Source organism: Plantactinospora sp. B6F1, assembly GCF_040120695.1.
In the GTDB taxonomy this organism is placed as follows: Bacteria; Actinomycetota; Actinomycetes; order Mycobacteriales; family Micromonosporaceae; genus Plantactinospora.
Window position 1 is genome coordinate 201,801 of the sequence record NZ_JBEEAC010000001.1, and the last position, 13,823, is coordinate 215,623.

14 protein-coding genes are annotated in these 13,823 nt (G+C 71.4%); 10 read left to right on the forward strand and 4 right to left on the reverse strand.

Going from position 1 to position 13,823, the window contains the following annotated elements; all coding sequences use genetic code 11:
- Positions 1 to 23 precede the first annotated feature (23 nt).
- Complete coding sequence (locus ABNF97_RS00770) at positions 24 to 866, forward strand: aldo/keto reductase (RefSeq protein WP_207230501.1); 843 nt, start codon at positions 24 to 26, stop codon at positions 864 to 866.
- Positions 867 to 924: 58 nt separating this feature from the next.
- Here the strand turns inward: ABNF97_RS00770 and ABNF97_RS00775 are convergent, their stop codons facing one another.
- On the reverse strand, positions 925 to 2,370 hold the full coding sequence (locus ABNF97_RS00775) for an amidohydrolase family protein (RefSeq protein WP_349337294.1): 1,446 nt from the start codon (positions 2,368 to 2,370) through the stop codon (positions 925 to 927).
- 282 nt (positions 2,371 to 2,652) lie between these two features.
- Between ABNF97_RS00775 and ABNF97_RS00780 the strand changes: the two genes are divergently transcribed.
- Genes ABNF97_RS00780 through ABNF97_RS00795 form a run of 4 tightly spaced genes read left to right on the forward strand, consistent with a single transcriptional unit; the run spans position 2,653 to position 5,850 of the window.
- On the forward strand, positions 2,653 to 3,819 hold the full coding sequence (locus tag ABNF97_RS00780; protein ID WP_130462611.1) for a CoA transferase: 1,167 nt from the start codon (positions 2,653 to 2,655) through the stop codon (positions 3,817 to 3,819).
- Complete coding sequence (locus ABNF97_RS00785; RefSeq protein ID WP_130462612.1) at positions 3,801 to 4,598, forward strand: citryl-CoA lyase; 798 nt, start codon at positions 3,801 to 3,803, stop codon at positions 4,596 to 4,598. Before ABNF97_RS00780 ends, ABNF97_RS00785 begins: the two co-directional genes overlap by 19 nt.
- 11 nt (positions 4,599 to 4,609) lie before the next feature.
- Positions 4,610 to 5,491 carry a DODA-type extradiol aromatic ring-opening family dioxygenase gene (locus tag ABNF97_RS00790; protein ID WP_349337295.1) on the forward strand — a complete coding sequence of 294 codons (882 nt, stop codon included), beginning with the start codon at positions 4,610 to 4,612 and terminating at the stop codon, positions 5,489 to 5,491.
- Positions 5,488 to 5,850, forward strand: a complete 363-nt coding sequence (locus ABNF97_RS00795; protein ID WP_130462614.1) for a hypothetical protein — start codon at positions 5,488 to 5,490, stop codon at positions 5,848 to 5,850. The genes ABNF97_RS00790 and ABNF97_RS00795 overlap by 4 nt, the downstream gene beginning before the upstream one ends.
- 62 nt (positions 5,851 to 5,912) lie before the next feature.
- On the opposite strand, the gene ABNF97_RS00800 is transcribed toward ABNF97_RS00795, so the two are convergent.
- Positions 5,913 to 6,746: an IclR family transcriptional regulator domain-containing protein gene (locus ABNF97_RS00800; protein ID WP_349337296.1), complete on the reverse strand. Its 834-nt coding sequence runs from the start codon at positions 6,744 to 6,746 to the stop codon at positions 5,913 to 5,915.
- A 545-nt stretch (positions 6,747 to 7,291) separates the two neighbouring features.
- Here ABNF97_RS00800 and ABNF97_RS00805 point away from each other — a divergent pair.
- From ABNF97_RS00805 to ABNF97_RS00825, 5 genes are all read left to right on the forward strand, one after another.
- Positions 7,292 to 7,792 (forward strand): DoxX family membrane protein, encoded by a 501-nt coding sequence (locus tag ABNF97_RS00805; protein WP_130462616.1) that lies wholly within the window; start codon positions 7,292 to 7,294, stop codon positions 7,790 to 7,792.
- A gap of 101 nt (positions 7,793 to 7,893) precedes the next feature.
- A complete protein-coding gene (locus ABNF97_RS00810) occupies positions 7,894 to 9,144 on the forward strand; it encodes an amino acid ABC transporter substrate-binding protein (RefSeq protein WP_349337297.1) in 1,251 nt (416 codons plus the stop codon).
- A 162-nt stretch (positions 9,145 to 9,306) separates the two neighbouring features.
- Complete coding sequence (locus ABNF97_RS00815) at positions 9,307 to 10,179, forward strand: branched-chain amino acid ABC transporter permease (RefSeq protein ID WP_349337298.1); 873 nt, start codon at positions 9,307 to 9,309, stop codon at positions 10,177 to 10,179.
- Positions 10,176 to 12,272: a branched-chain amino acid ABC transporter ATP-binding protein/permease gene (locus ABNF97_RS00820; protein WP_349337299.1), complete on the forward strand. Its 2,097-nt coding sequence runs from the start codon at positions 10,176 to 10,178 to the stop codon at positions 12,270 to 12,272. The genes ABNF97_RS00815 and ABNF97_RS00820 overlap by 4 nt, the downstream gene beginning before the upstream one ends.
- On the forward strand, positions 12,265 to 12,981 hold the full coding sequence (locus ABNF97_RS00825; RefSeq protein WP_349337300.1) for an ABC transporter ATP-binding protein: 717 nt from the start codon (positions 12,265 to 12,267) through the stop codon (positions 12,979 to 12,981). Before ABNF97_RS00820 ends, ABNF97_RS00825 begins: the two co-directional genes overlap by 8 nt.
- Before the next feature lie 141 nt (positions 12,982 to 13,122).
- Here ABNF97_RS00825 and ABNF97_RS00830 read toward each other — a convergent pair whose 3' ends face one another.
- Positions 13,123 to 13,398, reverse strand: coding sequence for a flavin reductase (locus tag ABNF97_RS00830; RefSeq protein WP_349337301.1), 276 nt, complete (start codon positions 13,396 to 13,398; stop codon positions 13,123 to 13,125).
- A gap of 3 nt (positions 13,399 to 13,401) precedes the next feature.
- On the reverse strand, positions 13,402 to 13,788 hold the full coding sequence (locus ABNF97_RS00835) for a hypothetical protein (protein WP_349337302.1): 387 nt from the start codon (positions 13,786 to 13,788) through the stop codon (positions 13,402 to 13,404).
- Positions 13,789 to 13,823 lie beyond the last annotated feature (35 nt).

Consider the following 13,823-nt stretch of genomic DNA (forward strand, 5'->3'; position numbering starts at 1 on the left):
GTTCCACCCGCCGGGAGGCCGAGATGACCGTCGCGATGCCCGCGATCAGACTGCCGTCGGGCCAGACGATGCCGGTACTCGGCCAGGGAACGTGGTACCTGGGGGAGAACCCCGGGCAGCGGCAGGACGAGATCACCGCGCTGCGTGCCGGGCTGGACCTCGGGATGAGGTTGATCGACACCGCCGAGATGTACGGCAGCGGGTCCGCGGAGGAACTGGTCGGTGCGGCGATCGCCGGGCGCCGCGACGAGGTGTTCCTGGTCGACAAGGTGTTGCCGGCGAACGCCAGCCGGCAGGGCACGGTACGGGCGTGTCGCCGAAGCCTGCGCCGGCTCGGGACCGACCACATCGATCTCTACCTGCTGCACTGGCGTGGCACCCATCCTCTGCCGGAGACGATCGAGGCGTTCGACGAGCTGGTGGCGGCGGGCGAGATCGGGCAGTGGGGAGTGAGCAACTTCGACCTGTCGGACATGGTGGACCTGATGGAGGCCGGTGGCGAGTCCTGCGCGGCCAACCAGATCCTCTACAACCTGACCCGACGAGGTCCGGAGTACGACCTGCTGCCGTGGCTGGGTGCGCACGGCATCCCGGCGATGGCGTACGCACCGATCGAGCAGGGCCGGTTGCTCGGCAACGACCAGCTCTCGGAGATCGCCGGCCGGCACCGGGTGACACCGGCGCAGGTGGCGCTGGCCTGGGTGCTGCGGCAGGATCCGGTCGCCGCCATTCCCCGGTCGTCGGATCCGGCGCACACCCGGGAGAACGCCGGGGCGCTCGACCTGCGGCTCGGCGACGAGGACCTGGTCGTACTCGACGCGGTCTTCCCGCCGCCGAGCGGCCCGCAGCCGCTGGAGATGCTCTAGTCCCCGGCACCGACCGCCCGGGCCGGTGCCACCCGGGGCTGGCGCGGGCCTGCGCCGCTCAGCGCTTCCACTGGGCGGAGCCGGCGTCCCATTCGGTGTACGTGTACGGGTTGTCCCGCACCTTGGTCTCCGGGACGTCCGGGTTCATGCCCTTCGCCCAGGCGTCCCGACCCATCGACCCGATCAGGTACTCGACGGTCCGCTCCACCTCGCGCCGGGCCCGGCCGAGGTCGACGCCGACCAGCCGGTGCTGGTGCTTGACCAGCCGGCCGTCGATCAGGACGGTGTGCACGTCACCGCGCTGCGCCTGGAAGGCCACGTGGCCGTACGGGTTGAGGATCGGGAACATCACCGGCGAGTCGTCGTTCTTGATCAGTACGACGTCCGCCTTCTTGCCCGGTTCCAGGCTGCCCACCCTGTCGTCCAGGCCGAGCGCGCGGCTGCCGCCCCGGGTGGCCCACTCGACCACCTGCTCGGCGCGCAGGTGGCAGTGCGTGACGGTGTCCTGCCGGCCGTGCGCCTCCAGGTGTTCCCGGGAGCGGTCCGCGCCCAGTGTGGCGCGCATGGCGGTGAAGAGGTCACCGCTCCACCAGACGCTGGTGTCCATCGAGAGCGAGACCGGGATGCCGTGGTGGCGCAGTTGCCAGGTGGGCGGGTAGCCCTGGCCGGCGCTCTGCTCGCTCTCGGTGGAGACCGAGACCGAACCGCCGGTGGCGGCGATCCGGTTGTACGAGTCCCGGGTCAGGGTGGCCGCGTGCACGTAGACGGTGGCCGGGGTCATGAAGCCGTTCTCGTGCATCAGCCGGATGCCGTCGTCGTTGGTGGCGCCCCAGACGCCGGCGTGGGTGGTGACCGGTACGCCGAGGTCACGGGCGACCTCGAAGGCGGCCCGCTCCGGGAAGGCGGGGTCGCCGGTGACGTCGAAGGCCATCTGGAAGCCGAGCCTGTCGCCCTTGCCGGCGATGCGCCGCTCGACGAAGTCGCGGAACTCCGGGCGGGTCGCCCACTCCCACGGCCCCTGCTGGATGTTCCCGTAGGCGAGGACGAAGCGGCCGGGCACCGCCTCCAGGGCGTCAACGGCGGCGTCCGCGTGCTGCGGGGTCTGTAGTCCGTGCGACCAGTCGACCGTGGTGGTGACCCCGGCGTCGATCGCCTCGATGGCGGCGAGCAGGTTGCCGGCGTAGATGTCCTCGGGCCGGAACAGCTTGCCGGATTCCAGGTAGTACCAGACGAAGTACTGGGTCAGGGTCCAGTCGGCGCCGTAGCCGCGCATCGCGGTCTGCCACATGTGCCGGTGGGTGTCGATCATTCCGGGCAGCACGATGCCGCCGCTGGCGTCGATCTCCAGCGCGCCGTCCGGGGCGGTCAACCCGACCCCCACCTCGGCGATGCGGTCGCCGACCACCAGCACGTCGCCGCCGGTCAGCACGGTGTGTGCGTCGTCCATCGTCAGTACCAGCCCGTTGTGCAGCAGCACCGGGCGGTCGGGCTCGGTCGTGGCCATCGCCAACTCCTATCGACGGAGCGATCTACGCGGACGATCGTCCGTATAGCGGGCGCGAGCAGGTGGCGCAATTATTGTCCCGGTGTTTCACGCCTGTCAACGAGTAGTGCTCGGCCGGATGTATCAGGGATTGAGCGGCGGCTACGGCCCGCGTCCGATGGAGGGCGGCTATCCCAGGCGTGGTCGGCCCCGGCGCGACCGATCAACAGTTGACAGGTGTGTCGGGCGCGAACAGACTGTCGGCGACGGACAAACGTCCGCGAGACGGACGGAGGCGGGAGCATGGCGGATCAGCCGGGTACCGGTGGCACACCGGGACCGCTGGCCGGACTGGTGGTGGCCGACTTCTCCCGGATCCTCGCCGGGCCGTACGCCACGATGCTGTTGGCGGACCTCGGCGCCGACGTGATCAAGGTGGAGGGGCCGGCCGGGGACGACACCCGGACCTGGATGCCACCGGTCCGGGACGGGGTGGCCACCTACTACCTGGGCATCAATCGGAACAAGCGTTCCATCGCGCTGGACCTGCGGTCACCGGAGGACCTCACCGTGGCCCGCGCCCTCGCCGCGCGCGCCGACGTGATGATCGAGAACTTCAAGCCCGGTGGCATGCGGCGGTTCGGGCTCGACTACGAGTCGGTGGCGGCGGAGAACCCGGGCATCGTCTACGCCTCGATCAGCGGCTTCGGCACCGGGGCCGGCGCCGCGCTGCCCGGCTACGACCTGATGGTGCAGGCGATCTCCGGCCTGATGAGCCTCACCGGCGACCCGGACGGCTCGCCGTACCGGGCCGGGATCTCGGTCTTCGACGTGATGGCCGGGATGCACGCGAACATCGGCATCCTGGCCGCGCTGCACCACCGCACGGCCAGCGGCCGGGGCCAGCACGTCGAGGTCAACCTGCTCTCCTCGGCCCTGTCCGGGCTGGTCAACCACAGCAGCGGGTACGTGGCCGGCGGGGTGGTGCCGTACCGGATGGGCAACGCGCACCCCAGCCTCTTCCCGTACGAGCCGCTGCCGACCTCCGACGGCGAACTGATCGTCATCGCCGGCAACGACGGCCAGTTCCGCAAGCTCTGCGAGGTCCTCGGCCTGCCGGAACTCGTCGACGACCCACGGTTCGGGCGCAACCAGGACCGCACCGCCAACCGTGAGGAGCTGCGCCCGCTGCTGGTCGAACGGCTGCGCACCCGGACCAGGGACGAGTGGTTCACCGACCTGATCGCCGCCGGGGTGGCGTGCGCGCCGATCAACACCATCGACCGGGGAGTGGCCTTCGCCGAGCGGCTCGGCCTCGACCCGGTGGTGACGGTGGGCGACGGCGACGGCGCGGTGCCGATGGTGCGCAACCCGATCACCTTCTCCACCACCCATCCCCGGTACGACCTGCCCCCACCGGGGCTCGACGAACACGGCGAGGAGATCCGCGCGTGGCTGACCCAGAACTGACCTTTCCCACCTCGATCGGCACCTCCGACGCCGACACCATCCACCTGCTCGGTCACGACCTGGCCGCCGACCTGATCGGCCAGGTGGGCTTCGGCGAACTCGCCTTCTGGCTGGTCGCCGGGCGCCGCCCCACCCCGGCCCAGGTACGCGTCTTCGAGGCGGTACTCGTCGCGCTCGCCGACCACGGCTTCACCCCGACGGCGATCGCCGCCCGGGTGACGTACCAGAGCGCCCCCGAGGCGTTGCAGGGGGCGCTCGCCGCCGGCCTGCTCGGTGGCGGCTCCCGGTTCCTCGGCGTCACCGAGGACAGCGGCCGGTTCCTCGCCGACACGTTGGCCGAGGTGACCGAGGTACCGACCGACGACGCCGGCTGGGACGAGCTGGCCCTCGGCGCCGTCACCCGGGCCCGGGCCGAGCGCCGGCTGGTGCCCGGACTGGGGCATCCGGTGCACAGGGTGCGGGATCCGCGTACCCCGGTGCTGATCGCGCTCGCCGAGCGGGAGGGCCTGCGCGGCCCCCACCTGCGGCTTTTCGAGGCGATCGGCCGGGTCCACCCCCAGGTGCTCGGCCGTACCCTGCCGTTGAACGGTGCCGGCGTCTGCGGTGCCGCCCTGGCCGACCTCGACCTGCCGCCGGAGCTGCTGCGCGGCTTCGCGCTGCTGGCCCGGGCCGCCGGACTCCTCGGCCACCTGGCCGAGGAGCGCCGTACCGGCCTCGGGATGGAGATCTACCGCACCGTCGACCGCAACGCCCGCTACACACCCCCCGAACCCGTCTGAAAGGAGTCGCGATGGCCACCATCGCCGCGGTGATCGCCTCCACCCACCATCCGTTCTACTACCGGGCCAGCACGGCACAGGGCGAGGACCGGCCGCCCTTCGCGGACGAGTGGGTACGCAAGATCCTGGACTTCCGGGAGACCCTGACCCGGGCCAACCCCGACGTGCTGGTGATGGTCGGCTCGGACCACTTCCACCAGCTGTGGCTGGACAACATGCCGCAGTTCCTGGTCGGCAAGGCCCCGTTCTACGACGGGAACTGGTACAACGAGGAACGCGAGTTCGGCCTGCCCCGGATGCTGCTGCGGGGTCAGGAGGACCTCTCGGCCCACCTGCTGCGCGAGGGCCTGGACGCCGGCTTCGACCTGGCGTTCAGCAACGAGCTGCGGATCGACCACAGCATCACCTGCCCGATCATCACGCTGCGTCCCGAGGCGGACCTGCCGATCGTGCCGATCTACACCAACATCTTCGCGCCGCCGCTGCCGCAGCCGAAGCGGTTCGTGCAGCTCGGCCAGACCATCCGGGAACTGGTCGAGTCGTGGCCGAGCCACCTGCGGGTGGCGATCATCGGCACCGGCCACCTGTCGCTGGAACTCGGCGGCCCCCGCCAGTTCGGCCCGCACGGGCCGGATCCCGAGTTCGACCGGAAGGCGGTGGAGTGGATCGCCACCGGTGACCTGGAGCGCTGCCTGGCCGAGGTGACCCTGGAGAGCCTGCACACGCCGGGCAACGCCACCCACGGCTTCATGGACTTCATGCTGATGATGGGGGTGGCCGGGGCGGGCGCCAAGGCGGACCACGTCGACACCCTCGACCTGTTCCACACCATGGAGGCCTACTTCACCTGGTATCCGAACGGCGTACCGACCGGAAGCGAGGTGCGGCGGTGAGCAAGTACCTGCTGAACAAGTTCCTCTACACCGTGGACCGGGATCCGGAGCTGGTCGAGCGCTACCGTGACGACCCGCGCGGGATGGTCACCTGGTGGGAGGCCGAGCGCGCCAACGCGGTGCTGAACTGCCACACCGGCGAGGCGAGCACCTGGCTGCGGTTCTCCGACGCCGAGCGGGAGGCGCTGGTCGACCACGACTACGTCAAACTCTTCGAGCTGGGCGCACACCCGTTCCTGACGCTGACCCTGTTCATCGCGATGTTCGAGCGGGACCACCCCGAACCGCTCGGCTTCCAGAAGCACTACGCGGCCCGGCTGGCGCACTTCTCGCTGCCGTACCCGGACATCGCCACCTGACCACGGCGGCACCCCCCGCACCGGCGGTCACGGCACCGCCGGTGCGAAGTCCTGCCGGGGGCTCAGGGTCGGGCGGCGACGACCGTCTCCACCACACCGCCCATCTCGATCTGCGGCCGGGACTGCCAGCGGGCCCAGTCCGCGCTGATCGCGCTGGCCGCCCGGATGAGCTGGGGAAGGTGCTGCTCGATCAGGGTCTTGACGCTGGTCTCGGCCGAGTTGACGGTGACGTTCATCGCGGCCCGTACCGTGCCCTGGCCGTCCCGGATCGGCACCGCCACCGAGCGGATGCCCGGGGCCAACTCGTCGTCGGCGAGCGCCCAGCCCCGGGCCCGGACCTCCCGGAGCATGGCGTCCAGCGCGGTCCGTCCATGCCGGACCTTCGGCTGCACCCCGGAGCGGCTGGGCTGGGCCAGCGCCGTGTTGAGCGCGCCCGGGTCCAGCGCGGCGAGCAGAACCTTGCCCTGTGACGTCACGCTGGCCGGAAAGCGGGTGCCGATCTGCACCCGCAGCGCGATTATCTTCGGCACCGCGACCCGGGCCATGTAGACGATGTCCGAGCCGTCGAGCTGGGCCATCGAGCTGGATTCCCCGGTGGCGGCGACCAGGTCCTGCATGTGCGGGCGGGCGATGTCCCACAGCGAGAGCGCGCCGACGTAGGCCATCCCGAGTTCCAGCACCCGGGGAGTGAGTTCGTAGCTGCCGGCGTCGGCCCGGACGTAGCCGAGTTCCTCCAGGGTGAGCAGGAAGCGCCGGGCGGTGGGCCGGGCGAGCCCGGCCGCGGCGGCGACCTCGCTGAGGCTCAGCCGGGGTTGGTCGGCGTGGAAGACGGTGATCACCTTGAGCCCTCGGGCCAGGGCCTCGATGAAGTCCGGTCCTTCGCCGCGCTGTGCCATCGTCCGCCTCGCTCCGTCGTCGCCGTGTCGGTACCCGCCACCCGGCTTCCGCCGGGACGGAAGTCGGGCGTCCATCAGTTCACCACGGGCCCACCCGGGGTGCCGGACGGCGCACTGCCGGGACGTCCCGGACGGTGTCCCGCCGGCGACGTCCGGGCGGGCCCGCCCCCGGCTCGGCCGGGCGGCGTCCGTCCCGGCACGTCCGGCCGGTGGTCGAAGTGGATCGGGTACGGAATTGTGCCGCCGACCCGACCTCTGACCGTCAAGCGAACACCAGTCCGCGCTCAGACGCAATTGTTTCCAGCCTGAGTCTTGACATCTAACAGGTGGCAGCGGAGATTGTGATGTGCGTCGCGTCCGTGTAGCGGACGCTCGTCCGCAGAAGAGGTCGCGCAGGGCTCAGCCTCGGAGGAGAGAGTTATGGCGCCATCGGCGGTGGTTCCGCGTCCCGCGTCCACCCACAGCACCAACCCCACCCGGCGGTCGGCCGAGAGCCGGCCAGGCACCACCGACCAGACCGGCGGACCGGGCTCGGCAGGTGCGGCATGAGCCTCGGCCTGCTACTGCTCCGGCTCCTCCTCGCGGCGCTGCTCTTCGGCCACGCCAGCCAGAAGCTGTTCGGCTGGTTCCGTGGCCAGGGCCCCGCCGGCACCGGCAGCACCTTCCACACCTGGGGCTTCCGGCCCGGTCGGGCCATGGCGCTGCTGGCCGGAACGGCCGAACTCCTCGGCGCGGCACTGATCGCGCTGGGCCTGGCCACCCCGCTCGGCGCGAGCGTCGTGCTCGGCACGATGATCGTGGCCGCCTCCGTCAACGTCCCCAACGGGCTCTGGGCGCACCTCGGCGGCTACGAGGTCGCCTTCGTCTACGGCGCGCTCGCCATCGTGCTGGCGTACACCGGACCCGGCGCCTGGTCGCTGGATCACCTGATCGGGCTCGACGGGTTCGCCGGCTACGGCTGGGGCACCCTGGCCCTGGCCGTCGGGCTGCTCGGCAGCGTACCCCCACTGCTGCGCCGCCGGCGCGCCCTCGCCGCCGGCGACTGACCGGCCCCGGGGCGCCGGCCCGGCACCGCCGGGAGCCGTACCCGCCCCCGGGCCCCCGCGACAGCGACCCACTCCCGACAGCGACGAAAGGTATCCGACAGATGCGTAAGCGTTCCCTTGCCGCCGTCGCCACCGCACTGGCGCTCGGCGTGGCCGCCGCCGGCTGCGGCAACGGCTCCGGTTCCGGCTCCGACAACGACGACCCGATCGTGGTCGGCTCGACCCTCTCCCTCACCGGCGCCTTCGCGGCGACCGGGCAGATACACAAACTCGCCGGCGAGACCTTCGTCGAGCGGCTGAACGCCGCCGGTGGGCTTCTTGGCCGCCAGGTCGAGTGGAAGGTGGTCGACGACCAGTCCGACCAGTCCAAGGTCAGCCAGCTCTACGAGCGGCTGATCAGCCAGGACCGGGTGGACCTGATCATCGGCCCGTACGCCACCCCGAACATCCTCTCCGCGATGGCGGTCGCCCAGCGGCACGGGTACGTGATGCCCCAGCACACCGCCGTGCTGGCACCACAGCTGACCTACGAGTGCCAGTTCCCGGCCTGGTCGATCGGGCCCACCCCGAACCAGTTCATCCCGACCCAGCTCTTCGACGCGCTCGCCGCCCAACCCGACCCGCCGAAGTCGGTCGCGGTGCTGACCAGCCAGAGCGGCTCGGCCGCCTTCGTCTCCGACGGCTACGGCGAGGACAAGACCGGCGCGCTGAGCATCGCCCGGGAGCGGGGCATCGACGTCGTGGTCGACGTGCACTACCCGCCGACGACCACCGACTGGGCGCCGATCGCCACCCAGGTACGCGACGCCGACCCCGATCTCGTGATCAACAACGGTCTCGGGGTGGACGCGGTCAACCTCCTCCAGGCGATGGCCCAGCTCAACTACGAGCCGAAGCGGATGTTCAGCCTCTTCCCGGCACCCGGACCGCTGCTCGACCTCGGCGAGGTGGCCGAGGGGGTGCTGTCGGTGTCGATGTTCGAGCCGAACAAGCCGACCCTGGATCGGCTCGGGGCGCCGGCCACCGAGATCGTGGACGACTTCACCGCCCGGGCCAAGGCGGCAGGGCTGCCGTACACGGTCTTCGAGACCCAGGCCGCCGCCTCCTGGAACGCCTGGGAGATCCTGGCCGCCGGGGTGAAGGAGAGCGGCGGGACCGACCAGAAGAAGATGTGCGACACCCTGCACGAGAAGGGCGCGGACACGACCTTCAGCGGCCACCTCAGCTTCGACCCGAAGGTGCAGAACTTCTGGCCGACCACCCAGGCCATCAAGCAGATCCAGCAGGGCGACTGGGTCACCGTCTGGCCGGCCGACCGGGCCGCCGCGCCGTTCGCCCCCGCCCGCTCGTGACCGCCCGCCCGTGACCGCGCGTCCGGGCCCGGCCCCAGACCCGGGCCCGGACGCGCCCACCGACCCCGACCGAGGTACTCCCCGGCCCGACAGCGCTGTCGCCGGTGGAGGACACCGCCAAGTGAAACCGCCCGACCGACCAGAAGCCGAGGCAACCCCCGTATGAACGTCATCCAGGCCACGCTCAGCGGAGCGCTGATCGGTGGCCTCTACGCCCTGATGGCCACCGGCCTCTCCGTCACCTGGGGGGTGCTGCGCGTCATCAACCTGGCCCACTTCGGACTGATTCTGATCGGCGCGTACCTCACGTTCCAGATCACCGTCTCGTGGCGGCTCGACCCGCTGCTGTCCCTGGTGGTGACGGTGCCGGCGCTCTTCGTGGCCGGCGCGGCGATCCAGTGGCTCTTCGACCGGCTGCGGTTGAGCGAGTTCAACTCGCTGCTGGTCAGCTTCGGGCTGCTGAGCATCACGATCCAGGTGGTCAGCAACATCTGGAGCGCCGACTTCCAGCGGATGCCGGCCGAGGTCAACCCGTACGCCACCGGCTCGGTCACGCTCGGCCGGCTGGTCTTCCCGATCACCACCCTGATGGCGTTCGGCCTCGCCCTGCTGGTGGTGGCCGCCGCACACGTGGTGCTGCGGCGTACCTTCGCCGGCCGGGCGATGCGGGCGATGGCCCAGGACCGGGCCGTCGCCGGTGCCTTCGGCGTCGACCACCGGCGGCTCAGCGTGCTGCTCGGCGGGGTGGTGGGTGCGACCGCAGCCCTCGCCGGGATGGTCTTCGCGCTGGCCAACGCGCTCACCCCGGAGACCGCGTACGAGTGGTTCGGCACCGTCTTCGCGGTGGTGATCCTCGGCGGGATCGGCGAGGTGGTCGGCACCTTCGCCTCCGGGATCCTGGTCGGGGTGCTCTCCGGCGTCGTCGCCGCGGTCTGGTCACCGGCGACCGCGCCGTTCGTGCTCTTCTCCGCGATCATCCTCGCCCTGCTGCTGCGCCCGCAGGGACTCTTCGCCACCACCGGAGGTGTCCGATGATGCGCCGGGGCGGGGTGGGACTGCTCGGGGCGTTCCTGGCGCTGGCCGCGCTCGGCGCCTTCGCCGACCAGCTCGGGATAGCCTCGTTCCATCTGGTGCTGCTCGGCTCGATCTGCTTCTGGATCGCCCAGGCGACGAGCTGGAACATCCTCTCCGGCTACAGCGGCTACTTCAGCTTCGGCCAGGCCGCGTACGTCGGGGTCGGCGCCTACAGCACCGCCGTGCTCGGCGGCCGGCACGGCGTCAACTTCTTCCTCACCCTTCCGGTCGCGGCGGTACTCTCCGGACTGCTCGCCCTCGGCATCGGCGCCGTGGCGTTCCGGCTCGGCTCGCTGCGCGGCGAGATCTTCGCGCTGCTGACCCTCGCCGTGCCGTTCATCCTGGCCGCGTTCGCCCGGATCAACCGGTCGGTCGACGGCGGACAGGGCGCCACCGTCCCGGTGCCCGAGCTGCCGGCCGCGATCGGCTCGTTCCAGCAGTTCCAGTTCCTGCTGGCCCTGCTGGTCGCCACCGCAGCGGTCGCCGTCGCGTACGTCGTCCAGCACACCCGGCCCGGCGCCGCGCTGGCCGCGATCCGCGACGCCGAGGACGTGGCCGAGGTGACCGGGGTGGCGACGTTCCGGTACAAGATGCTGGCGATGCTGCTCAGCGGGGTACTCGGCGGCGTCGCCGGCAGCGTCTACGCGTTGCAGATCGGCTTCGTCACCGTCGAGAGCGTCTTCGGGCTGACCATCCCGCTCTTCGTCATCGTGATGGGAGTGCTGGGCGGGCGGCGACACTGGCTCGGCCCGGTGATCGGCGCGGTACTGATCGTCACCTTGCAGGACCGGCTCTCGTCGTACGGGCTGGACGCGTACAACCTGATCATTCTCGGTGGCGTCCTCGCCCTGCTGGTCGCGCTCGCCCCCGACGGCCTGTACGCGCGGCTCCGGGCCCGGCCGCTGGTCGCGGCCGGCACCCTGGTGGTGGTGACCGGCGGCCTCGCGGTGCTGCGATTCTGGGGCGAACTGCTGGACTGGCTGGTCGTCGGGATGCTCGCCGCCAGCCTGGCCGCGATCGTGCTCGGCACGCCTCAGATCGCGGCCCGGCTCGGCCTGCGTCCGACCGGCGGCAGCGTGCCGAGCAGCAGTGCGGCAAGCGGTGACGGTGCGGCCGGCGGTGACGGTGCGGCCGGCGGTGACGGCGCGGCCGGCGGTGATAGTGCGCCCGACGGCGACGGCGTGGCCGAACCGGTGTCGGACCAGGTCACTGTCGCCGATGCTCTCGCCGGGGCCGTTGCGGGTGACGGTGCTGTCGGTGTCGGTGTCGGTGTCGGTGCTGGTGACGGTGATGGCGGTCGGTCGGTACCGGATCTGAGCGGCGGCAAGGTGCTGGTCGAGTGCCGCCAGGTGGCCCGGTACTTCGGTGGGGTGCACGCGCTGGAGGACGTCAGCGTGCAGATCCGGGAGGGCGAACTCGTCGGCCTCGTCGGACCGAACGGATCCGGCAAGACGACCCTGGTCAACCTGCTCTCCGGGGCGATCCGGCCGACCCGGGGCACCATCCTGCTGGACGGGCAGGACATCACCCGGCTGCCTCCGCACCGGATCGCGCACGTCGGGATGGCGAGGACCTACCAGATCCCCCGACCGTTCGACTCGATGACCGTCCGGGACAACGTGGCGATGGCGATCATGTTCGGGCGTACGCCAACCTCGTTGCAGCGGGCCCGGCCGATGGCGGAACGCCACCTGCGTACGGTCGCGCTGGAGCACCTGGCCGACGCGTACCCCGGCAGCCTCAACCTGCACCAGCGGCAACTGCTGGAGATGGCCCGGGCGATCGCCGCCAACCCCCGGGTGCTGCTGCTGGACGAGGCACTGGCCGGGCTCAACCCGGCCGAGGTCGACAACGCCGTCCGGGTGGTCCGGCGGATCCACGACAGCGGCATCACCATCGTCATCGTCGAGCACCTGCTGCGGGTGCTCAACCAGCTCGCCACCCGGCTGGTGGTGCTCGACCGGGGCACCTGCCTGGCCGACGGTGACCCGCAGACCGTGCTGAACGACCCGGCCGTGGTCCGCGCCTACCTGGGGAGGCAAGCTCATGTCTGAACCGTTGTTGCGGGTCCACGACCTCGACGTGCGCTACGGCGACGCCCAGGCGCTCTGGGACGTCGCGTTGGAGGTGCAGGAGGGGGAGACGGTCTGCGTCGTCGGCCCGAACGGTGCGGGCAAGTCGACACTGGTGAACGCCATCGCCGGGCTGCATCCGGCGTACCGTGGCAAAATCACCGTCGGCGGCGCCGACGTCACCCGGCTGCGCGGCCACCGGGTCTGCGGGCACGGCGTGGCGGTGATCCCGGAGGGGCGGCGGATCTTTCCCCGGATGACCGTGCTGGACAACCTGGTGCTCGGCGCCTATCGACGAGGTGCCCGCCGGGAACACCGGGACACCCTGACCGAGGTCTACGCGCTCTTCCCCAGGCTGAGCGAACGTGCAGGTCAGCTCGCCGGCAGTCTGAGTGGGGGAGAGCAGCAAATGCTGGCGATCGGGCGGGCGCTGATGGCCCGGCCGCGCCTGCTGCTGCTCGACGAGCCGTCGCTGGGGCTCGCACCGGTCCGGGTCGACGAGGTCTACGACGCGATCGTCCAGATCAACGCGACCGGGGTGAGCGTGGTCGTGGTGGAACAGGACGTGCAGCGGGCGCTCGCGGTGGCGGGTCGGGCGTACCTGCTGGGTGAGGGCCGGGTGGTGTTGACCGGGCCGGCGGACGAACTGCGCGACAGCCCCGAGGTGCGGCGCAGCGTGTTGGGGTTGTGAGCCGCCGGTCCGGAGCCGGAGAGGGTCGGCTGTGCGGGTTCGCTGGCGGTCGACGGTGGGAATGGCGGTCGACGGTGGGAATTGGGCCCGCCCCGGACCGGGGGAGAGACGGTCCGGGGCGGGCGTGGGTGATGAGACGGGTCAGTGGCGGCGGGGGAGCCAGCCCAGAAGTTGTGCCGTGATCAGCGCGGGGTGCGTGTCGGGGAGTTGTCGCAGGGCGCGGGCGAGATGCGTGCCGAGGTAGACCATCAGGCCGATCCGGTCACCCTGGTGGGCGGTCAACAGCGCCAGGCGGGCGGGCCGGCAGGGCCACGGGGATGCGCAGGCGTGGCAGGCGTACGACCTGGTCGGGTTGTGGCCGTCTCGGGCGTACTTGCGCCGCACGTGCCGTAGCCAGCGCTCCTGCGGGCCGATCACCGGTCACACCCGTTCACCGCGCCGGGCGTGCTGCTCCTGAGGTTGGCGGCTGCGCGCTTCCGCGCGGCGATTCCTCGGCTGCGGGCTGGTGGATGGGTCCTGGGCGGGGCGGCGGTTGGTCGTTCGTGACCGGGCCGGTGGGGGAGCGGGGTCCGGCGTCAGAGCGCGGATTTCGGACCGCTCGGTCTCGGTGAAGTCGACGGGCGGCGTCGCGCGGCTGGCCGCTTGGTGCTGCTGGCGGGTCAGCGGCGGCACGGGTGAGGGCTGGTAAGGCATCGGCACCAGGTCGACCGAGTCCGGACAGCGCCAGCGGAAACCACACCGGCAGTACCGCCAGAGGCGTCGCCAGTCGCGGCGGTGGTACGCCTTGGCTTTACGGCTGAGCGTCATGGGGTGTCTCCCATCTGCGAAGTAGAGGCCGGAGA

Coding starts and splice junctions, on each gene's coding strand:
- ABNF97_RS00800 (WP_349337296.1), bottom strand. CDS start 6,746: ATGGCACAGCGCGGCGAAGGACCGGACTTCATCGAGGCCCTGGCCCGA.
- ABNF97_RS00780 (WP_130462611.1), top strand. CDS start 2,653: ATGGCGGATCAGCCGGGTACCGGTGGCACACCGGGACCGCTGGCCGGA.
- ABNF97_RS00815 (WP_349337298.1), top strand. CDS start 9,307: ATGAACGTCATCCAGGCCACGCTCAGCGGAGCGCTGATCGGTGGCCTC.
- ABNF97_RS00805 (WP_130462616.1), top strand. CDS start 7,292: ATGAGCCTCGGCCTGCTACTGCTCCGGCTCCTCCTCGCGGCGCTGCTC.
- ABNF97_RS00825 (WP_349337300.1), top strand. CDS start 12,265: ATGTCTGAACCGTTGTTGCGGGTCCACGACCTCGACGTGCGCTACGGC.
- ABNF97_RS00775 (WP_349337294.1), bottom strand. CDS start 2,370: ATGGCCACGACCGAGCCCGACCGCCCGGTGCTGCTGCACAACGGGCTG.
- ABNF97_RS00835 (WP_349337302.1), bottom strand. CDS start 13,788: ATGACGCTCAGCCGTAAAGCCAAGGCGTACCACCGCCGCGACTGGCGA.
- ABNF97_RS00770 (WP_207230501.1), top strand. CDS start 24: ATGACCGTCGCGATGCCCGCGATCAGACTGCCGTCGGGCCAGACGATG.
- ABNF97_RS00820 (WP_349337299.1), top strand. CDS start 10,176: ATGATGCGCCGGGGCGGGGTGGGACTGCTCGGGGCGTTCCTGGCGCTG.
- ABNF97_RS00810 (WP_349337297.1), top strand. CDS start 7,894: ATGCGTAAGCGTTCCCTTGCCGCCGTCGCCACCGCACTGGCGCTCGGC.
- ABNF97_RS00790 (WP_349337295.1), top strand. CDS start 4,610: ATGGCCACCATCGCCGCGGTGATCGCCTCCACCCACCATCCGTTCTAC.